The following is a 22,583-nucleotide window of genomic DNA, read 5'->3' on the forward strand; positions in this document are numbered from 1 at the left end:
GGAAGACAGATCAGCGGCCTTTTGCGCTTTCACGCGACGCCACGCCTTTTGCCATGGAAAACCATCTTTCGAGGGTCCGTCGGCGGGACCATCACGAGGCGTTTCCCGCTCAGTTGAGCCAACTTGCTGGGGACCGAGGTGGTGGGTGCCGCAGCGAAGAGGTTGACATCCTCGGTAGGGCGGGCGATGAGGTCTGAGGCTAGGAGTGCGGCGCCGCCCGCGACGAGATAATCCTTGGCCGCATCGAGCGCGAAGAAAATGCCGGCGAGCTCGACCTGGAGGTCAGCGAGTTGTTCGGGCCGGTCCATCAGGCGACCTGCTCGGCTTTCTGCCCACCACCAGCGACGCCCATGCCTCTCGGATGGCGCGCGGGAGCACGAGGTCGTCCCGCAGGTCGATCAGCGGCGCGCCGTCGATATAGGTGAGTACGTCGGCCGGCACGCCCTCACGCAGGACGATCTCGTACACGCGGGCGCGTTGGCGCCGGTCGCGAAGGTCGTATCCTCGGCCACGGTCCGACCAGTTCAGATGCAGCGGGAGTTCCACGCTCGCAAACGCACCGCCGAGCGTCAACCGGGGTAGCGCGGTCGGGACCTGCACAGGTCGGCCGCGGTCCGAGGCGACGAAGTGGAAATCGATGCGCGGCGTGAGGGCGAGATCGAAGCCAGCAGCCCCAAGGATCCGGGTCGCGGTATCCAGCGTGGGTGACTTGCGGCCGTGCTCATAGGCCGACAGCGTGGGACGGGAGGTGCCCGGCATCTCAACTAAAGCAGCCTGAGACAAGCCCGCCCCAACCCGAGCCGCTTCGATGATGTTCCTGGTCGCCATGCCATCATGGTCTCCGATCGGATACACGCGGCGTCCCGCCTATTGCGAGGCTATGACGATCTGCCGCACTGCGCCTGACACGGCGGCGCAATCGATCGTGAAGACACGAGTCGCTGACCAGTGCTGCGAACCCGAGACGGCGGGGGCTACCCGAAGGGGTCGTCGCCTGAGGTCACCCCCGCGGGAGCACCGGTGAGTGCGTGGTCGGCGATTCCCAGGCGCTCATCGTCCCGACTCCCGCGCCAGCACGACGGCTGCCCGGACATCTGCGGCGGTGAAGCCGGCCGCGATGAGGCCGCTGAAGACCGCAGCCCGGCGTCGCCGTGGGCATCGAGCCGCCAGCGCGACCATGGAGCAGAGATGGGTGAGCTCGACTGCAGGCTCTCCCACGGCGACCCAGCGGCGCGGGAGGGTGGCAGCGGTCGCCGCCTGCAGGAGGTAGCGGCCACCGAGGAGGCGTGCCGCCCAGCACAGGACGGCATCGGGCGGGGCACCGTTCGCGACAGCGGCTGCTCGACGTGGGGCGAGCAGGAGGATCGCCCCGAGCACGGCGCGGACTGCCGCGATGCGCTTCATGGACGCCGCCTGGCGAGCGCGCTGCCGACCAAGGCCGTCGTGGCGGCGGCGGCGTACACGATGGCCCGCGCGGCCACCTCGGGCTGGTAGACCGGGGCCGCCGGGCGCCGTTGTCGCGGGAGCTTCGAGAGCACCCACGAGAACCGCGGCGTGTCCACTCCCGGCATCTGCACGACGGTCAGCCGGACCTTGCTGCGTTCGTGCAGGAGCTCGGTCCGCACCGACTCGGAGAAGCCGTTGATGGCGTGCTTGGTGCCCCAGGAGGCCGACTGGAGGGGGATGCCGCGGTCGCCGAGCGCCGAGCCGACCTGGACGATCGTGCCCCTGTCGCGGGCGCGCATGTGGCGCAGCGCGGCGCGGGCGCCATTGACGAAGCCGTGATAGGTGGTGTCGGTGACGGGCCTGAACTCCTTGGCCTCGATGTCGACGAAGCGGGCGAAGACCGAGGTGAACGCCGCGCCGCCGACTCGAGGATCCGCTCGCCGCACAATCGTCCGCCTCCCGGAGTTGGAGATTACTTGCTTTTACGCAAGTACCCAAGAACAAGGATAGCGGTCAGCGCGATAGCGGTCAGCGCAGCCAGGGGATGATCGAGTCCTCACCGCCTGCGGACGAGTCCAGGCCGGCAGCGTCGGCCGCGTCGAGGAAGGCCTGGAGCCCACTGGCGATGTGACGCTGACGCGTCATGGAGAGCGCGCCGACGATCTCATCGAGGATCTTCTCCCGCTCAGTCATCAGGGAGTCGACCACCCTTCGTCCGCGCCTCGTCAGCGACAGCGACACGTGGCGGCGGTCGTCCGAGCCCTCGGCGCGGTCCACCAGTCCCGCCGCGACCAGCTTGTCACAGGTCCGGCTCGCGTTGGAGGCGTTCACCCCCAGGCCGTCGGCGATCGCGTTGAGGTTCATCGGGCCCGCGTACCGCAGCATCACCAGCACCCGGAGTTGCGAGACGCTGATCGTCTCGTCCACGGCTCGAAGCGTGCGCGCGACCACGCCCGTCAGGAGACGCGAGGTGGCCATGAACGCCTCGGTCGCCGCGCGTCTGGGGTCGTCCGATGAGAGTGCCGCCGTGGTCATGGGGCTCAGCGTAGAACGCCCGGGCCCATATCGAGCGCAGGTCCGCACGGAGTGGCGCTGCCCTAGGCGGCGTAGACTCGGGATTTGCTTGCGCATACGCAACTAGTGCACGGTGGCACCAGCACACATGTGCCATGAGGAGAGGACCCCATGCCAGCCGCGATGCCCGTGCAGCCGGTCGAACGCCCCGTCTCCGAGACCGAGCTGACCGCGCTGGCTGCCTTGTCCGCTGTGCCTCGACAGCGGTTCGCGACCTTCCTACGTGGCTCCCGGTCCGGGCTCTTCCTCCTGGCACTTGCCGTCGGCGTCGCCTCCGGCATCGGCGCGATCATCTTCCGCGAGCTCGTCGACGGCGTCACCTGGCTGGTCACCGGCCACACCGAGTTCGGACAGGACGGCCGTGTTCCCAGCGACCACTTCGGGGGTCTCGGGTTGTGGTTCTACCTCGTGATCCCGGTCGTCGGCGGCTGCTGGTACGGCCCGTTGGTCTACCGGTTCGCCCGCGAAGCACGTGGCCACGGGGTTCCCGAGGTGATGGTCGCCGTGGCCGAGCACGGTGGACGCATCCGCCCGCGCATCGCGGTCGTCAAGTCGCTCGCGTCCGCCCTCACCATCGGAACCGGCGGAAGTGTGGGGCGCGAGGGGCCGATCGTGCAGATCGGGTCCGCCCTCGCCTCGACCCTCGGTCAATGGGTCCGCACGCCGGAAAGCCGACTTCGCGTCCTGGTCGCGTGCGGCGCGGGTGGCGGCATCGCGGCGACGTTCAACGCCCCGATCACGGGGGTCTTCTTCGCCGCCGAGATCATCCTGCGCGACCTCGCGGGTGAAGCCCTCTTCGCCATCATGCTCTCGGCGATGGTCGCGGACGCGGTGGCCATCCCGGTGTTGGGCAACCACGTCTTCCTCGACCAGTTCCCGGTGGACGTCGCGCTCGGTCACCCGCAGGCCTACCTGCTGGTCGCGATCCTGGCCGTCATCGCGGCTGCGGTGGGGCAGGCCTTCAGGACTGTCCTCTACGGGCTGGAGGACGTGTGCGATCGGCTGTGGGCGGGTCGACCCGAGTGGGCACGCCCGATCGTCGGCGGCCTGATCGTAGGCATCGTCCTCGTGGCCGTACCACAGATGTTCGGCGTCGGCTACCCCGTGATGTTTCGAGCCCTCGACGGCCAGTACGCGGTGTGGTTCCTTCTCCTGCTCGCCGTCGGGAAGATCCTCGCCACAAGCCTCACCCTCGGGGTCGGCGGATCGGGTGGCGTCTTCGCACCCTCACTCTTCGTCGGTCTCATGACCGGCACGGCGTACGGCGTCATCGTCGACCACCTCGTCGGCAGCTCCGCCGGCACACCTGCCATGTACGCGGCCGTGGGGATGGCGGGGGTGTTCTGCTCCTCGACCCGTGCACCCCTCACGGCACTGGCCAGCGTCGTCGAGATGACCGGCGCCTACGCGCTGACCCTGCCCGTCATGCTGACCGTCGCCATCGCCACCTGGGTCTCCCGCGCAGTCAGCTACGGCACGATCTACACGACCAAGCTGCTCCGCCGCGGCAAGGACATCGAGCGGACCGCGCCGTGGCGCTCCTTCACCTCGCTCACTGCTTACGAGGTGATGCAGACGGCGAAGGCGCCCCTCCCGGTCCCTGAGCGACGAGTGGACGCCGACGACACCGCGCATGTCGTCGTCGAGACGCGCGAGCCGCACGCTGTCTTCGCGTCCGAGTCGGTCGTCGAGGTGCTGCGCCACCTCCAGACCGAAGGTCGCGACGCTGTCCCCGTCGTGTCGGAGAGCGGCCGCTTCATCCTGGGATGGGCGACCGTCGAAGTGTGGTGCGCGCCGTCGCCGCAAAGCTTGCGATCACCGCATCGGATCAGGACCCCCACACCCCCGACCCGGGGCGCAGCACGCTGCCGGGTCACCAGATCCGCGAGGTCGCGCTCGACCCAGGTGACGCTGGGAAGCGGCTCGACGACCTGCGCTGGCCCGAGGGGCACGTGGCTGTCTGCGTGACCCGTGACGGACGCTACCGCGAAGCGCGCCCCGACCTGGTTCTCCGCGCCGGCGACCACATCGGCGTGCTGGTCCGTGTCTGACCCCGGAAAGGCGGCCCGAGGGCTGCGGCCGCGATGGCGGTGGGCATGTGGCCGCCGCTGACGTGGACGTCGTTCCTGAGCAGCTGGCACCTCTCCCCCGGCTGGCTGGCGGCCGTGCTCCTCATGGCCGTCCCTAACGTCGCGTTGCGCATCGCTGGCGGGAGACGGTCGTCGGTGCGCCGGTGGCGGGCTGCGTCGTTCCTGCTCGGCTGTCGAAGCACTGCCCCTCGCGAAGCAGCCCGGCGTGCGCGGTTCGCTCGGTGGGCGCCTCCTCGGCGCCGCGGCCCATCCGATCCTGGGCGAGGAACCAGTCCGGACGAGCCCGCCGTACGCCGTGCGGCTCGTCGTCCTCGTGGTCGCCATGATCCCCGACACCCTGGTCGGCATCGTGCTCCTCCAGACCGGCGACGACCCGTTCCCGGCGCTGATGGGAGACCGACCCTCGTGGGCTCCCCCTGCGGTGCACGACATCAACATCGCCGGTGGCCTCATGTGGGCCGGCGGCGACGGGCTGGTGATGGCGATCGCCATCGGGCTCATGATCAGCGTCCTCGTCTCACCGCACCGCCGGATGCGCGTGACCGGCCCGTGGTTGGAGGCCGTTCGTCGCGACGTCGTCGCGGCCGATGCGGACAGGCCCGAAGGGTCGGTCGATCCTGACAGTGACGAAGCACTCGCCGCCTACAACCGCATGCTGGAGCGCCTCAGCGGCTCCGATCGGCCCACGTGATTGCTGCCCTAGGTCCGCCGCAAGGGGACCCGATGAGGCCGCTAGGGCGAAGGGTCTGCCCTCAGGTGTGTCGCTCGACATGCTCCTCCGGGTCCTTGTCGGCCCGCTCGACGCCTGCCCAGTGGCGCGCCTCGTCGGCGATGACCTTCAGGGCGATGCCGTGCCGGCTCTGCAGGTCGTGGTGCTCCCGGAAGTCGGCGAGGTCCTTCCGTTCCCTCCTCCCCCGGTCCGGACAGCGTGGAGCGCCCTCGGCCGCCCGAGCAGCGCACGAACTCGTCTTGCACTGAGCGTGCGAATTCTGTTCAATAGAACCTAGACTGTTGTACGGAACGTACCGGCGGAGAGGGAGCACCATGGCCACCAGCACTCAGGCGACTAGTCGGGCAACACGAAGAAAAGTCGCCGAGCTCGGGCACGTCGGCATCCGCTGCTTCGACGTCGAGAAGCAGCTCGCCTTCTATACCGACGTCCTCGGGTTGGTCGTCACTGACGACGACCCCGACCTCGGCAACTACTTCCTCTCGGCACGCCCCGACGACGAGCACCACGAGCTGCTGCTCGCCAGGGGCCGGAACGCACCGATCGACGCCAAGCTGATCCAGCAGCTGTCGTTTCGGTGCGAGACCTTCGACGACGTCGTCGGTGTCTACCGCCAACTCCGTGAGCACGGTGTCAGGTTCGACATGATCGTGTCGCACGGCAACGCCATCGGCGTCTACTTCTTCGACCCCGAGGGCAATCGCGCAGAGGTCTACTGGCAGACCGGTTTGGTCGCCCGTCAGCCATTCATCGAGAGCATCGACATCGAGACGCCGGCCGACGAGCTGATGGACGCGATCCGGGCCTCCGTCGCCAAGCACGGCGCGACCGGCTTCACCGAGGAGAGCTACCTCGCATGGACACGTGCCCAGGCCCAGACGGCGACCGACTCCGCAGCGGCTGGAGGGGAGGCGTGAAGTTCATCCGCTTCGCCGGCGCCGACGGTCGGGCCCGGGTCGGTGTCGTCGCCGGAGGCGAATTCCGCGTCATTCCAGGCGCAGCCGACCTCCTTCCGCTGATCGAACAAGGCGAGCACGCGCTCCTGACCGCTGGACGTGCCGCTGAGCAGGGAGGCGCCTGCGTCGACCCCCGCGACGTGCTGGTGCTCTCACCACTGGGCACGCCCCCGACATTCCGTGACTTCTACGCCTTCGAGCAGCACGTCCGGGCCGGCCGTGCCTGGCGGGGGCTCGACATGGATCCGACCTGGTATGAGATCCCGGTCTTCTACTTCTCCAACCCCTATGCCTTCTTGGCCGACGGCGACGTCCGCATGACGCCGGGGACGGCCCACTTCGACTTCGAGCTCGAGGTCGCCGCGGTGATCGGGAAGAGCGGCCGCAATCTCACGGTGGAGGAGGCGGAGGACCACATCGTCGGCTACTGCGTGCTCAACGACTGGAGCGGACGCGACGTCCAACATCGCGAGATGACACTGTCGATGGGCCCCGTCAAGGGCAAGGACACCGCGACCGGGTTGGGCCCCTACCTGGTGACGAAGGACGAGCTTGCGCCGTACGCAACGGCCACCGGATTCGACCGGGCCATGACGCTGTCGGTGAACGGGCGAGAGTATGCGCGGGCAAACTGGGCCGATGTCCATTGGTCCTTCCCGCAGATGATCGCCTACGCCTCGCGGGGCACCGAGATCCGCCCCGGCGACGTCATCGGCTCCGGGACCTGCGGCACCGGATGCATCCTGGAGCTCTCCCGGACCTACGGCGAGGAGCACTACCCGTGGCTGCGCGAGGGCGACGAGGTCGTGGCTACCGTCGAAGGCCTGGGCAGTCTGCGCAACAAGATCGTGCGGGCCGACCCGGTCCACTCCCTCCTCCGTCGGGAAGCGGGTCGGTGATGTCTCGCATCCCGCAGCTGATGCCGGCAGATATGGACGAGCATCAGCGCGAGCTCTACGACGCCATCACCGGTGGGCCGCGGAGCGGTCGGCTCGGTGCGAGCGCCCTCATCGACACATCGGGTCGATTGCAGGGACCCTTCAACGCCTTCCTCCTCCAGCCGTCGCTCGGGATGGCACTGCAAGAGGTCGGTGCGGTTCTCCGATATGGGTCCAGACTGCCCGACCGCTGGCGGGAGATCGCGATCCTGGTGGTCGCCGCCCATCTGCAGGCGGACTTCGAGCGCTTCGCGCACGAGCCGATCGCCCGCTCGCTCGGCGTCTCGGTCGAACAGCTCCAAGGGATCCGTGCCGGCCAGCACGACGGTCTGGCCGCCGACGAGGCTGTCATCGCCGATTCGGTGCGCCGGCTGCTCGTTGCCGAGGACCTCGCGGATTCGGACTACACCCAGCTCCGGTCCATCGTCGGGGAGGCGGGCGTCTTCGAGCTGACATGCGTGGTCGGCTACTACCGCATGATCGCGCTCCAACTGCGAGTGTTGAGGGTAGGCAACCCGGCGGAGGACAGGGCCGAGGACGACCTGATGAAGCGCCGTGCGGCCCAACGGCGGTCGATGACGCTGACCCGGATGCTGGACTACGGGATGGACCACTGGGACGCAACACAACTCTCCGACGCCCCAGCGACACAGTCGTGGAGCGACGTCGCCACGCGCCTGGCCGAGAGCCAGACGAGCCGGGCGGACGCCGCCGTCTCACGTGGAGACAGCGAGACCGCCGTCGCCTGCTATCGCCGCGCAGCGGCGGCCTTGACCTTCGCCCAGATGGAGTTCAATGCCGACAGCCCGCAGAAGCGGGCACTCTACGAACAGATGACCGCTGCCTACTCACGCGCGGCCGAGCTCGACGCGCGACTGCGAGTCGAGCGCCTCTCGGTTCCCCACAAGACGAGCAACTGCACAGCCTGGTTCGTCGGGCCGACTGATCGCCGACCCGCCCCGCCGGTCGTCATTGTGGGCGGCCAGAGCGGATGGGGGCCGGCCTACCACCCGCTGGCAGCGGCTCTGGTGGCTCGCGGCCTCTCCGCCGTCCTCCTGGAAGCGCCCGGTCAAGGCTTGACGCGGATGGTGGGCGGCCTGCATCTGGACGCTGCCGTGGACCGCGCCTTCAGCGCGACACTCGACGTCGTGCGGGACTTGACCGAGATGGCAACCCCCGCGGGTGTGTGGGGAAACAGCCTGGGCGGGCTGCTCGCGGCGCGAGCCGCCGTGCACGATGACCGGTTCGCCGCCTGCTGTGTCAACGGCGCTCCGACCGATCCTCGGCCGACGCCCTTCCGCAATGCCATCGAGCAGTCGCAGGCACTTCTGGGGGTCGAGGGGGACGACGCAGTCGCGTCCGCCTTCCGACCCCTGTGGCTCGAGCCCGGAGTCGACAGCATGAGCGCCAGCCTCCTGGTCGTCCATGGCGGCGCCGACCCGCTGGTCACCTTGGAGCAGCAGGAGAAGTTCCTCCCGCTCTCGGCGCGGTCGACGCTGCGCGTCTGGGACGACGGCGAGCACACCGTCTACAACCACTCGAACGAGCGCACCGAGTTTGTCGCCGACTGGTTTCGGTCACAGCTGACCTCGGCCTGAGATCTGCTGTGACCGTCCGTCCGACCGCCGGGTCATCGGTCGTCGAGACCCACGTCGGCATACACCGCGCGCACGAGCGGAGCAAATGGGTGCTCCGGCCGCAGCCGCTCGTCGAAGAGCTCGTTGTGGCAGATCATGACCGCCAGCTCTGCGCCCATGTCAGCGAAGCCGAGCGCGCCGCCGGCTCCGGGGTGCCACAGGATCCGGTCGCCGACGAACCCCAGCTCGGCCCGATGGTCGCGGACATTCCCGCCGAGCATGAGGCCACCTTGTCCGATGACCGACCGAGCTCCGGCCATCCATCCGGAGGGGAAGCGACTCGACCGCGGCGCGAGAAAGGAGGTGACGTGTTCGGTCGAGAGCAGACGCGCGCCGCTGAGCTCGCCCCCATTCGCATACAGCGCCCAGAGCCGCGCGCCTGACCGCGCCGTCATCCATCCTCCGTTGGGATCGACGCGGCCCCGGTGCTCAGGCGTGTTGAACTCGTGGTCCTCGCTCACAGCGAACAGGATCGGGTCGCCGCTGAAGATCTCGCCCTTCACGACAGCCACGCGGTCGTCGATGGAGCGCGGAATGCGGTGATACATCTCGGTGACGCCGAGGGGTTCGTGAACTTCCTCGCGCACGAGGTCTTCGAAGGTACGGCGCTCCGGGTCGCAGCGTCGGGCGATCTCTCCGACGACATACCCCCATGTGCGGGCGTGATAGGCGTGGCGGGCGGCGGGATCCGCACTGGGCGCCGAGTCGGCGAGCCGATCGACCATCCACTCCCAGTCACCCATGCGCTCCGGCGTGGCGTCGGCGGGCAGGTCGGCGAGGCCGACGCTGTGCGTGAGCGCGTCCCGCACGGTGAAGGCGTCCTTGCCGGCCGCTGCAAACTCGGGCCACACCGAGGCGACCGTCTGGTCGTAGGCGACCAGACCGCGCTCCACCTGGCGGTGCAGGAGGGCAGCAGTCGAGACCTTGCCCGCCGAGGCGACGAAGAAGACGGTCTCGGAGTCGACCGGCTTCCCTTCGCTCCGGTCGCGCCCGGCGCCGACGTCGATCACCAGCTCGCCTCGGTGGTAGGCGGCGACCTGCAGGCCCACCTCCCCCTTTGAGAGCAGGTCGTCCATGGCTTCGCACACGTGAACGCTCACGGTCATCTACCTTCCTGATCGACTCTGAAATGATCGTCCGTCACGAGGTGGACGTCGATCTCGCCCGGACCACGGTGGCCAGGGTGACGGCTGCAACAAGGCCGGCACCGAAGAACACGTCCTGGACCCAGCCCGAATAGCCCATCAGCTGAAGGCCGTAGATACCCGTCTCGAGGAACATGAGCGCCAAGAAGGTGCCCATCGGGTTGAACCGGCCGGGGTGCACGACAGCCGTGCCGAGGAAGACGGCCGACAGTGCCGGGAGCAGGTAGCCCGCCGATCCGGTCGAGTCGAAGCCACCGACGGTGGCGACGATGAGGATGCCGCTCAGTCCGGCGACGAGACTCGCGGCCAGGTAGCTTCCGGCGCGGATGCGGTTGACGTTGATCCCCGCGAGCCGCGCGACATCGCGGTTGGCTCCGACAAAGACGATGCTCCGGCCGAGCGGCGTCCAGGCGAGAAGGTAGGCGAATCCGAGACACAGCGCCAAGCCGTAGTAGAACGACAGCGGGAGGCCGAGCACCGACGTCGTGGCAACGCGGGCCAACGACCGGTCGACGACCGCGACGGTCGTCTGTCCGGAGATCAGCTCGGCCAGCCCCAGGTAGAGACTCGCCGTGCCAAGCGTGACGACCAGCGACGAGATGCCGAACCTCACGACGAACAAGGCATTGACCGCACCGGCGGTCAGGCTCGCCAACAGGGCGATGGCACACGCCACGGCGATGTCGACATGGTGTTGCTCGGAGAGCACGGGGACGATCGTTGCGCTGAGCCCCATGACATTGGCGAAGGAGAGATCGAACTCACCCACGACCAGCGTGCACAGCGCCGAGACGGCGAGGAAGAGCAAGACCGACTGGGTGCCGAAGATGACCTGCACCGACGCGACCGTCGGGAAGGTCTCCGGGCGCAGGGCCGCGAAGGCCACGGCCATCACGAGCCAGACGCCGACAAGCGCGTAACGCGCAGCGAGCGGGCGGGCCACGGCGAGTGGCGATCGCCGTCCGGCCGGACGGTCCGCGGCCCTCTCCCTCGTCGGATGGTCGACCACGGCGGCGTTGTCAGGCATGGGGCGCTCCGGCTTTCTCGTTGGCGTTCACAGGGGTCCGGTCATCGGCATAGATGTGCGAGAGCAGGTCGTCAGCGGTCGCCGCCCTCACCTCGGTCACTCCACCTCCGGGCACGGCGACGTGGATGCGGTCGCAGATGGCCAGGAGGTCCGACGGCTCCGCGCTGACCAGGACGACGGCAACGCCGTCCTCGGCCGCGCGCCTGATCGCCAGCAAGATGTCGCGCCGGGCGCCGACGTCGACCGCTTGGGTCGGCTCGTGCAGCACCATCACCGCAGGCACGGCACCCATCCACTTGGCGAGCAGCACCTTCTGCTGGTTGCCGCCGCTGAGGCTCTTGACCAGCCGGTCCGCGCTCGGCGGCCGGATGTCGAAGGCGTCGATCGCTGCGGCGACATCGCGCTGCTGCCACTGCCGCCCGAGGAACCATCGCCGTCCGCGTCGGCCCAGGTTGGGGAGCGTCACGTTGTCGCGCACCGTGAGCTCGAGCGCGAGGCCGTGCTTCCCGCGTTGCTCGGGGACGAGGACCATGCCCGCGCGCAACGACCGCGCGACGGACATCTGCGCGAGTTCGGTGTGGCGCCCCTCGCGGACCAGGAGTCCCTCGCGCGGGCCCAGGGCACCCGTCAGCAGATACGGAATGTCCTCATAGCCACTCCCTGGCAGCCCCGTGATGCCGACCACCTCGCCGCGTCCGACCGAGAAGGAGACGTCGTGGACCCGACGCCCCGACAGTCCGGTGACGACCAGGGCGGGGTCGTCCGACAGGCGCGCCTGGTCGCTGCGTACGACGTGAGCGGGCTCGATATCGCCCGGCACCGCGTCCTCTCCGAGCATTCGGCTCGCGATCTCGTGTTCTGACAGGCCATCGGTCGAGAGGCCGGAGCCACTCACCCGGCCGTCGCGCAGGACGGTCACCCGGTCCGTCACGGCGATCAGCTCGGGCAGGCTGTGGCTGATCAGAAGGATCGACGTGCCGTCCCTCGCGAGGCTCTTGAGGATGTCATGCATCCGGTCGAGCGCCGCCCCCGTGAGGGTGCGGGTCGACTCGTCCATGATGATCAGCCCCGCACCCGGCCGGTGGTCCCGCAGAGCCCGGGCCAGTGCCACCTCGGCTCGCTCCGGACCACTCAGTGTCTCAGCCGGCCGCCCCGGGTCGATGTCGGCGCCCACCCGGTGAAGGGCGACGCGAGCCACGTCGGCGAGCCGGCGGCGGTCGATCCGGCGGGTGAACCGGTGGCGCGGAAATCCGCCGGCGCAGACGTTGTCCGCCACGGTCAGCTCGTCGAGGATGCCGAGATCCTGGTGCACGACCGAAACCCCGGCGGCATGGACATCGGGCCACCGCACGGGGAGCCGGACCGGGCGACCGTCGACTTCGAGGACGGCGCCGGCATCGGGGGCGTAGACCCCGGTCACGATCTTGACCAGTGTCGACTTGCCCGATCCGTTCTGGCCTGCGAGGCCGTGGATCTCTCCGGGGTCGACCGCGAGGTCGACCCCAGACAGCACCTTCGCCGGCCCGAAGGTCTTGTCCAACCCGCGGATCGCCAGCCGAGGAAGCGACGCCACCGTCAGCTCACACCCCAGGCACCGGTGAATGATGCGACAACAGCCGCCTGGTCGGCATACCAGTCAACCGTCCCGAACTCGGCAGGCGTCACCGTGAGGTCCTTGGTGTTCTCAGGGGTGAACACGCGATGGAGCGTCTGGACCTGTGCCGGAGGCACCGTGTCGCCGAGCATCTGCGCGAGCGAGCTCGCAAACGCCCACGCCTCGTAGGACAGGCTGACGCCGGAGATGGCGGCCAATGGACTGTGCCCCTTCTGCAGGGTGAGCATCGTGTCGGGCAGAGCTCCACTTCCGACGACCTTGACCTTCGACTCCTTGCCTGCGGCCTGGACCGCGCGGACCACCGAGGGAACGCCCGGATCGATCTGCACCACGACGTAGTCGATGTTCGGGTGGGAGGCCAGTGCGGCACCCGCCTGCGACGACAGCTTGTTCATCGCGGCAGAGGTCGTGCTGATCTCGTCGAACGTGCAGCCCGGGCAGCTCTTCTCGACGAACGTCTTGGCATAGTCGGTGACGGCCGCCAACTGTGCCGAGTCTGTGAAGCCGACCCACAGGAGATGGCCTTTGCCGCCACTGCCGACGATCGCCGACTCGAGCTGAAGCCGCGCACCCAGCTCCGCGATGTCGCCGGTGTCTGCGAAGGCGAAGGTGGCGGACTGCTTCTTGCCACTGTTGTTGACTGCACCTGCGAGCAACACCGGAATGCCTTGGGACGCGAGCTGGTCGAAGGCAGTGGGCACCGACTTGTAGTCGACATAGCCGGTGATCACCGCGTCGGCGCCTTGGCTTCCGGCCTGCTGCAGACAGCTCGCGACCGTCGTCGGCAAGAACTTCCCGTCACAGGTGTGGACATCGAGCCCGAGCTTGCCCAGCGCCTGCTTGATCGTGGGACCGAACGAGGCGTCGACCTGGGTCCCGAGCGGCACCCACCAGACCGTCTTCCCCTTCATCGCGCTGACGTTTCCGACAGGTGCGACCGAAGGGAGTGTCTCGACCGACCCCGAGTACCTCTCCAGCTCCGCCTTCATGCCGCTGAGCGAGACAGCGCCGCCGGTGTAGCTCGAACTGCGGCCGGGATCGGCGCCGGAGTCGCCGCCGCCTGCACCACATCCTGACAACGTGAACGCAACCGAGCCGAGCAAACCCGCGAGCGTCAAGCACCATCCGCGTCGTGGCCGTGAATACATCCTCACCCCTACTGTCTGTTTAGCAGAACGATGTCTGTAACGTAGAACACAACCGATCGCCATGCAACCTCGGCTTCCTCTGAGATCGTCTGATTGACAGAACAGGGTCTGTTTCTCAGAATTGTTGGAGCCCGTGCTCGATGACCGCGAGGCGGGCCGACCATCGCCGGGACACAGTCCCGCGCAGAGCAAGGCGAAAGGCCTCACACATGACCCATGCCGGGACAACCCCCATCGCCTCCATCCGGCAGGAGGACGCCGACGTCCTTGTCGTGGGGTATGGCCCCGTCGGCCAGGTGCTGGCCGCCCTCCTGGGCGCCGCCGGGCATCGGGTGATCGTCTGCGAGCGCAGGCACGGGCGCTATGAGACGCCTCGCGCGGGCCACTTCGACCACGAGATCATGCGGGTCTTCCAGTCGCTGGGGATCGCCGACGACGTCTGCCGGATCGCCGATCCGGCGCGGCTCTACGAGTTCCTCGACCCGGACGGGACCGTCATCGCCCGGCTGCCGCGTGACTGGAAGGCGCCCTCGGGCTGGGATGCGTCGTACCACTTCTATCAGCCGGAGCTCGAAGAGGTCCTGGACGCAGCCGTGCGCAACCAGCCGTCGGTCGAGGTCCGGCACGGCGCCGCGGTGACGGACCTCCGCCAAGAGGCCGGTCACGTCACCGCCACGCTCGAAGACGGAACGTCGGTCACGGCGCGCTACGCGGTCGCTTCGGACGGCGCCAACAGCAGAATGCGAGCACTGTGCGGCATCGAGACGACCGACCTCGGCTTTCGCGGAGACTGGCTGGTCGTCGACGTGCGCCCGCGACCCGAGGCGACGGCCGTGAACATCCCACACACCGGTCAGGTGCTCAACCCCGAGCGCCCCCACCACATGGGACGCGTGGCCCATCGCTACTACCGCTGGGAGTTCATGCTCGTCGACGGCGACGACCCCGACGAGATGGTCACGCCTGCGCGGGTCTGGGAGCTCTTGCGACCGTGGATCGGCCCCGACGACGGTGAGCTGATCCGGCAGACCGTCTATCAGTTCCGATCCGTCGTGGCCGACACGTTCCGGTCCGGCTCGATCTTGCTGGCCGGCGACGCCGCGCACGTGATGCCGCCGTTCCTGGGACAAGGGATGTCGTCGGGCATCCGGGACGCCGCGACGCTGAGCTGGATCCTCGACCTCGTGCTCACCGGCCGGTCGACTCCCGACCTCCTCGACCTCTACACCTCCTCGCGCAGGCCCCACGTGATGGCCTTCATCGAGGAGTCCATGCGGATCGGCGAGATGGTCTGCGAGACGGATCCGATCCGAGCAACAGCGAGGCGCGAGGCGATGCGGAGCGCCGAGGAGCTACCGCCTCCCTTCGAGCCCCTCGCCGGAGCAGGATTCCGCCGTGAGCAGCCGCTTGCCGGTGGCTTGGCCGTGCAACCGTTGCTGCTGACGGATGCCGGCAAGATCGAGCGATCCGACGACGCCCTCGGCCATGGGTTCGCCTTGTTCAGCCTGGTCGACCTCGATCCATCGGCCGCGGCGACTGCCGCCGGGCTCGAGCGCACGATCGGTCTGCGCACCGTCGTGATCGGCGAGGGCAGGACTGAAGAGCAAGGCGCCGACTTGGCAGACTGGCTCGAGCGAGCCGGCGTCGCGGCCGTCGTAGTCCGGCCGGACTTCTACGTCTTCGGAACGGCAACCGACGCGACCGAGATCACGGACCTCCTGACATCGCTGGGCTCAGCGCTCTGCTTGGCATGAGTGCCCTTCCCAGCCCTTCAGCTCAACGAGGCGCCCAACTGCTCGAGGGCCTCGGTCAGGGTCGGCACGTACTCGGCGAGCCACTCGTCGGTGAGCCGAGCCGAGGGACCGGAGATGCTGATGGCGCCACGGACGTTGCCGACAGCGTCGCGGATCGGCGCGGCAACGGCATGCAGCCCGGACTCACTCTCCCCGAAGTTCGTCGCGTAGCCGCGCGCCCGAACCTCCTCGAGCTCGGCCTCCAGGGCCCGTCGGGTTTCGATGGCCTCGCTGGTCCCACCGCGCAGCCGGCTGCTGGGGTAGCGCTCGCGGAGCTCCTCGCGCGTCAGCATCGCCAGCAGGACTTTGCCGGCGGCCGATGCGTGCGCCGGCGCGCGATCGCCTGTGCGCTCGGCGGCCCGGATCACATTGCGGCCTTCGACACCGTCGAGGAACACGATCGTCGTCCCCTCCAGCACGATCAGGTGCACCGTCTCACCCGTCTCGCGGCTGAGCCGCTCGAGCGTCGGGCGGGCCTCCGAGCGAAGGTCGCCCGCACCGATGACCGCCACGCCGATCTGGACGAGTTGCGGGCCGGCCGCATAGCTGCGGGTGGTCGGGTCCTGGCGGAGCAGCCCCTGGGACTGAAGCGTGGTCAGCATGCGGTGGGCGCTGGAGCGCGCGATGCCGAGCTCGGCGGCGACCTCGGCGACACGGAGCAGACGTTGGGTGCGCAACATCAGCAGCACGCGCGCAGCGTTCTCCACGGACTCGATCGGATAGCTGGCCGGCGCCGACATGCGTGCCTCCCCCTGGGGCCGAGAGCGGGTCCCGCCCGTCCGGACGGTGGCTGAACCGTAGCACGACCACGACGGAGCTGTTCCGTCACGCAGAACGATGTATGCAGGGGACATCACACCCATGACCCCTCTCGATCACCGCTCCGGGAAGGAAACACGTGCCCACGACCAGCAACGGAATCCACTACGAGGTCCGGGGTGACGGCCCCGTGAGCCTGCTGATGCTTCCGGGCCTCGGCTGCTCGATCGGGGCGTGGGAAGGTGTGGCTCCCCTCCTCGATGGCTACCGCCTGATCCTCATGGACCTTCCCGGCCACGCCGGGTCGATCGCCGCCGAGGCGGACGGGTCGAGCATCGCCACGATCACCCGGCCCGTCCTCGACGCATGTGACGAGATCGGCCTTTCCGAGTACGCCGTGGTGGGTCTGTCCTTCGGCAGCACGATCGGCGTCCGGATCGCCATCGAACGTCCGCACCAGGTCATCGCCGTCATGGCGTTCATGCCCTGGCCGGCCTCGGGGACCAAGCCGGGCGACCCGATCATGGAGCGCTTCCTCCAGGCCTACGGCGACCTCGAGGCGATCAACGGCGCAGTCCACGCGCTCGCTCTGGAGCCGAGCCGCACGACCGACGTGATCCGCACGATGTCGACCGGCGTGAGCGAGAAGTTCTGGCGCAGCTGGTATGGCGCCGGTGTCTATACCAGCATGTACGACGAACTTGGCTCGATCACGGTCCCGGTCTCCTACGTGCTCGCCGGACGCGATGCGGTCGCCCCCAGGGACCAGCTGATCGAGGACGTGCAAGCGATTCCCAGGGGCCGGATGGTCTATCTCGCCGAGATCGGACACCTTGCGCCCTACGAAGATCCGGACATCGTCGCCACGGAGATCGTGGACTTCCTTGGTCGCTACACGTCGGCACAGCCTCGCCCGGCAATCGCTTGGAGAAGCTGGTCGGCGACCACGCCGGACAGCCCTTGATCCGCATCAACGACCAATTCCGGATCGGCTTCGAGTGGAGCTACAGCCTCCTCCGATGCTGGGCAGCCGCGAATGGAGAGCGTCTCGTCGAGCACCTCGACCACCGGCCTGGGCTGGCCGCAGCCGTATGCGAAGTCAACAAGGAGCCGCGACACGGCGCGTCACAGCGCTTGACGCGCGAGACATCCGGTGCCCGCGTAGGACCTACTCGGAGGAGCCGTCGGCGTCCTCTGCGAGCCGGGCTGAGCGAGCGCGGGCGCAGACGACGATCGCGGCCAGATCCAATCCATATCGCGGCTCGTGGTCCCGGTCGTACTGCTGGAGGCGAGAGGCCCCGCGCTCGAGCAACCTGACAGCGCCGGCGCTGTTTCCACGTGCCGCATGAGTGAGACCGACACATATCTGCGCGAGTCCTTGCCACAAGCCGCGTTCGTCCTCGGGCCCGGCCTTCCAACGAGCCTCCAACACCTCATGAGCCGAGAACGGTCGGCCCTCCTCCGCCAGCGACCGGGCCAAGGCCAGCGCTTGCATGGGCGGGAGCGCCTCTTCCGAAACGGGCTCAACGCCGCTCGCGCCGTATGGCAACGGACGGCCGAGGGCATCGCGTGGGCGTGCCTGACGAGGACGGCCCGCCTCATCGCGGTCGCGGTCCTGTTGACCAGTCATACCCAACTCCAATGCTCACGGCGACGGACGTCGGTCCCGATGACCTCATGCTAGATAGGTCGTGCATCCTTGGCCGAAGACGCCAATGACGGTTCGCACGGCGCGCAAGGCTTTGCGTGAGGCACTCCATGGTGCCCGGGTCGTGGGCCGTGCCTCCCAAGGTACAGCGCCTTGAGTGCGGGTCTGGCTCGCTGAGCGTGCGTCGGGGCTTAGCCGTGCCCGGAGCGGCGGCTGCTGGCATGCTGTGCCCATGACCCGGGACTGGCGGGACGCTGCCACAGCGTTGTTCGACGGCCTGCTGGCCCGCACCCACCTCTCGCGCCCCTCGGACGTGGCCGGCGTTGTTGTAGAGGAGGCACAGGCGTCCCTCGATGCGGCCGAGGTCGTCGTGTACTGGGTCAACCGCGAGCAGTCCGCGCTGGTGCCGCTCGCGGCGCCGGCATCCCCCCACCGCGACCCTCAGCCGATCGACAGCACGGTCGCCGGCCGATGTTTCGCAAGCTCGACCATCTTGTCAGTGCCGGGCAGCACAATCGGTCGGATCAAGATGTTCGTCCCGGTGCTGGACGGCACCGAACGTGTCGGCGTCCTCGAGCTCGAGGTGCCCGCCGACGACGATCGGGTCTCGGACGAGGTCGTCCTCGTGCTCGAGCGCTTCGCTCACGCGACTGCAATGGCCCTGGTGGCGAAGATGGTCTATGGCGACAGCCTCGAGCTCGTGCAGCGGTCACGCGCGATGGACCTCGGCGCCGAGCTGCTGTGGTCAGTCGTTCCACCACTGACCTTCGCCACCGACGGGCTGGTCATCTCAGCGATGCTCGAGCCCGCCTACGAGAACGGCGGCGACGCGTTCGACTACGCGGTCAACGAGGACCTGGTCCATGTCGCGATCCTCGATGGCGTCGGGCACGGCCTGCCCGCAGCAGGGCTCTCGACCTTCGCGATCGCCGCCTACCGGCACAGCCGCCGGACCGGCCTGGACCTCCCGGGCACGTTCAAGGCGATCGACGCGGCCATCGCGGACAACTTCCCCGACAACCGCTTCGTCACCGGCCTCCTCGGCCAACTCGATCCCAGCACCGGGCTCTTCCGATGGGTCAACGCCGGCCATCATCCACCCCTGCTGCTCCGCAACAGTCGCGTCGTCAAGGTCCTCGACTCCGAACCGGCCACCCCCTTCGGAGTCCCCATGTACGACAGCCAGGTCGACGTGGCCGAGGAGCATCTCGAGCCAGGCGACGCGCTCGTCCTCTACACCGATGGGGCCGTCGAGGCACGCCGCCCGGACGGCACATTCCTCGGGCTCGATGGGCTTGTCGGGTTCCTGGAACGCGAAGCGGCCACCAAGCAGACCGCCCCCGAGACACTGCGACGGCTCCAGCGCACGCTATTGGGCGCCGAGGGCACCATCCTCAACGACGACGCCACCGTCCTGCTCCTGGAGTGGAGCCGCGGCAGCGCGGAGCGATTGCTACCTCAAACCGTGCACGAGCGAATCCGGAGGTCCTTGCCGGATCGTTGAGAGCAGCCGTGAGACCTGCATCCGTCTGACTCCGATCGCCTGCCCGATGTCCGATGGAGATCGGTCCTCCAGAGACCCCAACCTCACGATGAGCCGCTCACGCTGAATCAGTCGGCTCACAGGGCCGGCGTCGTACGGCCACCCGATTGCTTGTGCCATTGAGAAGCGGACCGAGGCCTCATCTGCGTCCGCGACCCCTGATCCCGGGGATGCCTGCGGCCGTGTTCGGGTAAAGGCACGTCGATGAGACCCGAGACGATCGCGGGACGGTACCTCGTGCTCCGCGCGGTCGGCCGTGGCGGCATGGGGACGGTCTGGCTGTGCCGCGACACCGTGCTCGGCCGAGAGGTCGCCGTCAAGCAAGTCGGCCTCCTGCCCGGCGAGTCGGCGCCCGACCTTGCCCGCGCTCTGCGCGAGGCACGCTCCTCCGCGGCCCTCAACCACCCCCACGTAGTGTCGGTCTTCGACGCAGTCGAGGCCGACGACCACATCTGGCTGGTCATGGAATACGTCCCAGGCGAGACGCTTTCGCAGCTGATCGCCCGGGAGGGCCGGCTCGACCCCGAGCGGGTTGCCGCCATCGGTGCGCAGGTGGCCGACGGCTTGGCGGCCGCACATGCGCGCGGCACCGTGCACCGCGACGTCAAGCCCGGGAACATCCTGATCGCAGGCGACGACGCCAAGATCAGTGACTTCGGGATCGCCCGCACCGAGGGCGAGGAGCAGCTGACCCGGTCGGGCATCCTGATGGGCACCCCGCTCTACTTCTCACCAGAGCTCGCGCGTGGTGCGGAGCCTTCGCCCGCCGCGGACGTGTGGGCTCTCGGCGCCACGCTCTACAACGCCGTCGAGGGAAGGCTGCCGGTCGCCGAGCGCAGCAACCCGATCGCCATCCTCACCGCGATCGCCGAGACCCGTCCCCCACGCCCGGCGCATGCCGGGTTCCTCACCGACGCGATCGGCCGGATGCTCGATCCCGATCCCGTCGCTCGCTGGACCATGGCTGATGCTGCCCATGCCCTGCGACGGCTCCACGAGAAGCACCGGCCCCCCGGGACCCTCGCCAACGCCTCAGCCAACGCCACTGTGCCGACTTCGACCCCCAGCCCGGACGCGGTCCCCCTGCCGCCCCCACCCCCACGCGGCCGAGGCTTACGCTGGCCGCTGATCGTCGGGGCGCTCATCCTGCTGCTGATCGCCGGGAGCGCGATCATCCTGCTCCAGGGCGGCGGCGACCCCGGCCCGACGGCGAGCAACAACCCCAGCACCGGCGGACGGACCACCGGGCCGTCGACACCGCCGAGCAACGGCAAGTCCAAGCGCACGAGCCGGCCAGCCCCGTCTACGGTCTCCACCACGACCCCGACGGCGCGGTCCGGCGCGCAATCCACGCCACCCTCTGCGACCGGCTCGTCACCCGCAGCGACCGGGAGCCGAGCGCGGACCGTGGCCGACTACTACGCGGCACTCCCGGGTGACACACGGAGCGCATGGGAGAAGCTGAGCAAGGACGTTCAGCGCCAGATCGGGGGCTATGACAACTACGTCGCGTTCTGGCGCACCATCGATGATGTCAGGGTGGACGCCGTCTCGACGGCCGGCGACGTCGTCACCGTGCACCTCACCTACACCACCGGCCACGGCAAGGAGGACGAGACCCGCCAGCTGCAGGTGAAGCGGATCGACGGAGACTGGCTGATCAGCAAGGACCGCGGAGCCATCCCCTCCTGAAGGACGGACTCGCACCGCGCCCCAGCACGACGTCCAGCCCGCGACAAGCACGAACAGCCGAGCACTCAGAGCAACGCCGCGACACCAGTTCGCCCAGGTCGAACGGCAGATGCGCGGCCCCAGCGGGGACCGCCGGAAGTCGCCCACAGAGAACCGGCGACGCTCACGCTGATCGTCTCCCTCGAGGCGATCTTCCTGTCGACGTTCGTCGTATCGGGCACAAATCGCCAAGCCGCCATCCAGCGTTCCAAGGCCGACAATGACGTCATCGAGCTTGAGCACGAGCTGACACCACCGCAGAGCTGACACATCGGATCCATCGGCCCCACGACCGACCTGCACCGTGGCGCTGTGGAGGAGGGTGGGAGCTGAGGGCGGCGACGGACGAGGCGGAGGCACCGAGATGGCGGAACGAGCGCACCCACGGGAGAGCTGGCGGCCGGTGGACCCACCGCGGCGCCCGGTGCTTCTGGTCAACCCACGATCCGGTCAGGGAGTGGCAGCCAGGCTGGGCCTGGTCGCGCGGGCCCGAGACCTCGGGATCGAGGTGTTGGAGCTCACTGCCGACGAGACCGTCGGGCACCTGGTGCAGAGGGCGGTGGGTGACGGGGCAGATGCGCTGGGGATGGCCGGTGGAGACGGCTCCCTGGCCGTCGTGGCCGCCGCCGCGGCCGAGCACGACCTGCCCTTCGTCTGCGTGCCGGCCGGGACCCGCAACCACTTCGCGCTCGACGTCGGGATCGATCGACGCGACGTGCTGGGCTCCCTCGAGGCGTTCCGCCACGGTGTCGAACGCCGAGTGGACATCGCATTCGTCAACGGCCGACTCTTCCTCAACAACGTGTCGCTCGGCATCTACGGCGAAGCGGTCCGGAGTGCGACCTATCGCGATGCCAAGGCCCGCGTCCTGGTGGAGACCGCCGAGGCGGTGCTGGCGCCGAACGGGGAGGCTCCCGCGCTGCGACTTGTCGACGACCGGGAGCACGAGCACAACCGGCCGGCGGTCGTGCTGGTCTCGAACAACCCGTACTCGCTGCTGCGGCCGCCCGCTGGGACCCGGCCGACCCTGGCCGGCGGGACACTGGGCGTCGTCGTGCTGGACGCGCCGGAACCCGGCCCGCGTCAAGTCGGGCGATCCTGGAGCACGCCGTCCTTGGACGTGTGGGCATCGGAGACCGTCCATGCCGGGATCGACGGGGAGGCCGTCGACCTCGATCCGCCGCTGCGGTTCGAGATCCGGCCGCTGGCCCTCCGGGTCCGGATCTCCCACCGCCACCCCGGTGTGTCCCCGACCGGGATCCCAGGGCCCGTTCCGCGCCCACCGAGACGGCGCCCCGGATGA

The 22,583-nt window shown here is 68.8% G+C and carries 22 protein-coding genes; 11 read left to right on the plus strand and 11 right to left on the minus strand.

Annotation, left to right across the window (positions count from 1 at the left end; genetic code table 11):
• Positions 1 to 29: 29 nt before the first annotated feature.
• The 5 genes from ACYQ1K_RS14860 to ACYQ1K_RS14880 form a co-directional block, all read right to left on the minus strand.
• Entirely contained in the window at positions 30 to 308 is a 279-nt protein-coding gene (locus ACYQ1K_RS14860) for a hypothetical protein (protein WP_459983886.1), read from the minus strand.
• Entirely contained in the window at positions 283 to 828 is a 546-nt protein-coding gene (locus tag ACYQ1K_RS14865) for a helix-turn-helix transcriptional regulator (RefSeq protein ID WP_459983887.1), read from the minus strand. Before ACYQ1K_RS14865 ends, ACYQ1K_RS14860 begins: the two co-directional genes overlap by 26 nt.
• Positions 829 to 1,050: 222 nt before the next feature.
• Positions 1,051 to 1,404: a hypothetical protein gene (locus ACYQ1K_RS14870; RefSeq protein ID WP_459983888.1), complete on the minus strand. Its 354-nt coding sequence runs from the start codon at positions 1,402 to 1,404 to the stop codon at positions 1,051 to 1,053.
• Positions 1,401 to 1,892 (minus strand): SDR family NAD(P)-dependent oxidoreductase, encoded by a 492-nt coding sequence (locus tag ACYQ1K_RS14875; protein ID WP_459983889.1) that lies wholly within the window; start codon positions 1,890 to 1,892, stop codon positions 1,401 to 1,403. Before ACYQ1K_RS14875 ends, ACYQ1K_RS14870 begins: the two co-directional genes overlap by 4 nt.
• Positions 1,893 to 1,974: 82 nt before the next feature.
• Entirely contained in the window at positions 1,975 to 2,481 is a 507-nt protein-coding gene (locus ACYQ1K_RS14880; protein WP_459983890.1) for a MarR family winged helix-turn-helix transcriptional regulator, read from the minus strand.
• A gap of 150 nt (positions 2,482 to 2,631) precedes the next feature.
• Between ACYQ1K_RS14880 and ACYQ1K_RS14885 the strand changes: the two genes are divergently transcribed.
• From ACYQ1K_RS14885 to ACYQ1K_RS14910, 6 genes are all read left to right on the plus strand, one after another.
• Entirely contained in the window at positions 2,632 to 4,488 is a 1,857-nt protein-coding gene (locus tag ACYQ1K_RS14885; RefSeq protein WP_459983891.1) for a chloride channel protein, read from the plus strand.
• Complete coding sequence (locus tag ACYQ1K_RS14890; RefSeq protein WP_459983975.1) at positions 4,452 to 4,571, plus strand: hypothetical protein; 120 nt, start codon at positions 4,452 to 4,454, stop codon at positions 4,569 to 4,571. The genes ACYQ1K_RS14885 and ACYQ1K_RS14890 overlap by 37 nt, the downstream gene beginning before the upstream one ends.
• Before the next feature lie 244 nt (positions 4,572 to 4,815).
• Complete coding sequence (locus ACYQ1K_RS14895) at positions 4,816 to 5,301, plus strand: cytochrome c oxidase assembly protein (protein ID WP_459983892.1); 486 nt, start codon at positions 4,816 to 4,818, stop codon at positions 5,299 to 5,301.
• A 353-nt stretch (positions 5,302 to 5,654) separates the two neighbouring features.
• Positions 5,655 to 6,257, plus strand: a complete 603-nt coding sequence (locus tag ACYQ1K_RS14900) for a VOC family protein (protein ID WP_459983893.1) — start codon at positions 5,655 to 5,657, stop codon at positions 6,255 to 6,257.
• Positions 6,254 to 7,195, plus strand: a complete 942-nt coding sequence (locus ACYQ1K_RS14905; RefSeq protein WP_459983894.1) for a fumarylacetoacetate hydrolase family protein — start codon at positions 6,254 to 6,256, stop codon at positions 7,193 to 7,195. Before ACYQ1K_RS14900 ends, ACYQ1K_RS14905 begins: the two co-directional genes overlap by 4 nt.
• Complete coding sequence (locus ACYQ1K_RS14910; protein ID WP_488199517.1) at positions 7,195 to 8,832, plus strand: prolyl oligopeptidase family serine peptidase; 1,638 nt, start codon at positions 7,195 to 7,197, stop codon at positions 8,830 to 8,832. The genes ACYQ1K_RS14905 and ACYQ1K_RS14910 overlap by 1 nt, the downstream gene beginning before the upstream one ends.
• Positions 8,833 to 8,864: 32 nt before the next feature.
• Here the strand turns inward: ACYQ1K_RS14910 and ACYQ1K_RS14915 are convergent, their stop codons facing one another.
• Genes ACYQ1K_RS14915 through ACYQ1K_RS14930 form a run of 4 tightly spaced genes read right to left on the minus strand, consistent with a single transcriptional unit; the run spans position 8,865 to position 13,776 of the window.
• Entirely contained in the window at positions 8,865 to 9,977 is a 1,113-nt protein-coding gene (locus ACYQ1K_RS14915) for a serine hydrolase domain-containing protein (protein ID WP_459983896.1), read from the minus strand.
• 34 nt (positions 9,978 to 10,011) lie between these two features.
• Positions 10,012 to 11,043: an ABC transporter permease gene (locus ACYQ1K_RS14920; RefSeq protein WP_459983897.1), complete on the minus strand. Its 1,032-nt coding sequence runs from the start codon at positions 11,041 to 11,043 to the stop codon at positions 10,012 to 10,014.
• Positions 11,036 to 12,616 (minus strand): sugar ABC transporter ATP-binding protein, encoded by a 1,581-nt coding sequence (locus tag ACYQ1K_RS14925; RefSeq protein WP_459983898.1) that lies wholly within the window; start codon positions 12,614 to 12,616, stop codon positions 11,036 to 11,038. The genes ACYQ1K_RS14920 and ACYQ1K_RS14925 overlap by 8 nt, the downstream gene beginning before the upstream one ends.
• Before the next feature lie 2 nt (positions 12,617 to 12,618).
• On the minus strand, positions 12,619 to 13,776 hold the full coding sequence (locus tag ACYQ1K_RS14930; RefSeq protein WP_459983899.1) for a sugar ABC transporter substrate-binding protein: 1,158 nt from the start codon (positions 13,774 to 13,776) through the stop codon (positions 12,619 to 12,621).
• A 239-nt stretch (positions 13,777 to 14,015) separates the two neighbouring features.
• Between ACYQ1K_RS14930 and mhpA the strand changes: the two genes are divergently transcribed.
• The gene (gene mhpA, locus ACYQ1K_RS14935) at positions 14,016 to 15,560 is read left to right on the plus strand and encodes a bifunctional 3-(3-hydroxy-phenyl)propionate/3-hydroxycinnamic acid hydroxylase MhpA (RefSeq protein ID WP_459983900.1); all 1,545 of its coding nucleotides are present in this window, start codon (positions 14,016 to 14,018) and stop codon (positions 15,558 to 15,560) included.
• A gap of 17 nt (positions 15,561 to 15,577) precedes the next feature.
• Here the strand turns inward: mhpA and ACYQ1K_RS14940 are convergent, their stop codons facing one another.
• A complete protein-coding gene (locus tag ACYQ1K_RS14940) occupies positions 15,578 to 16,339 on the minus strand; it encodes an IclR family transcriptional regulator (RefSeq protein WP_459983901.1) in 762 nt (253 codons plus the stop codon).
• A 158-nt stretch (positions 16,340 to 16,497) separates the two neighbouring features.
• Here ACYQ1K_RS14940 and ACYQ1K_RS14945 point away from each other — a divergent pair, with 158 nt between their 5' ends.
• Complete coding sequence (locus ACYQ1K_RS14945; protein ID WP_459983902.1) at positions 16,498 to 17,322, plus strand: alpha/beta fold hydrolase; 825 nt, start codon at positions 16,498 to 16,500, stop codon at positions 17,320 to 17,322.
• Positions 17,323 to 17,526: 204 nt separating this feature from the next.
• Here ACYQ1K_RS14945 and ACYQ1K_RS14950 read toward each other — a convergent pair whose 3' ends face one another.
• Complete coding sequence (locus tag ACYQ1K_RS14950; RefSeq protein ID WP_459983903.1) at positions 17,527 to 17,853, minus strand: DUF309 domain-containing protein; 327 nt, start codon at positions 17,851 to 17,853, stop codon at positions 17,527 to 17,529.
• A 385-nt stretch (positions 17,854 to 18,238) separates the two neighbouring features.
• Here ACYQ1K_RS14950 and ACYQ1K_RS14955 point away from each other — a divergent pair, with 385 nt between their 5' ends.
• The 3 genes from ACYQ1K_RS14955 (at position 18,239) to ACYQ1K_RS14965 (ending at position 22,583) form a co-directional block, all read left to right on the plus strand.
• The gene (locus ACYQ1K_RS14955; protein WP_459983904.1) at positions 18,239 to 19,510 is read left to right on the plus strand and encodes a PP2C family protein-serine/threonine phosphatase; all 1,272 of its coding nucleotides are present in this window, start codon (positions 18,239 to 18,241) and stop codon (positions 19,508 to 19,510) included.
• Between the two features lie 243 nt (positions 19,511 to 19,753).
• Positions 19,754 to 21,241, plus strand: coding sequence for a serine/threonine-protein kinase (locus tag ACYQ1K_RS14960; RefSeq protein WP_459983905.1), 1,488 nt, complete (start codon positions 19,754 to 19,756; stop codon positions 21,239 to 21,241).
• 403 nt (positions 21,242 to 21,644) lie between these two features.
• The gene (locus ACYQ1K_RS14965; RefSeq protein ID WP_459983906.1) at positions 21,645 to 22,583 is read left to right on the plus strand and encodes a diacylglycerol/lipid kinase family protein; all 939 of its coding nucleotides are present in this window, start codon (positions 21,645 to 21,647) and stop codon (positions 22,581 to 22,583) included.

Source organism: Nocardioides sp. AN3, from assembly GCF_054653495.1.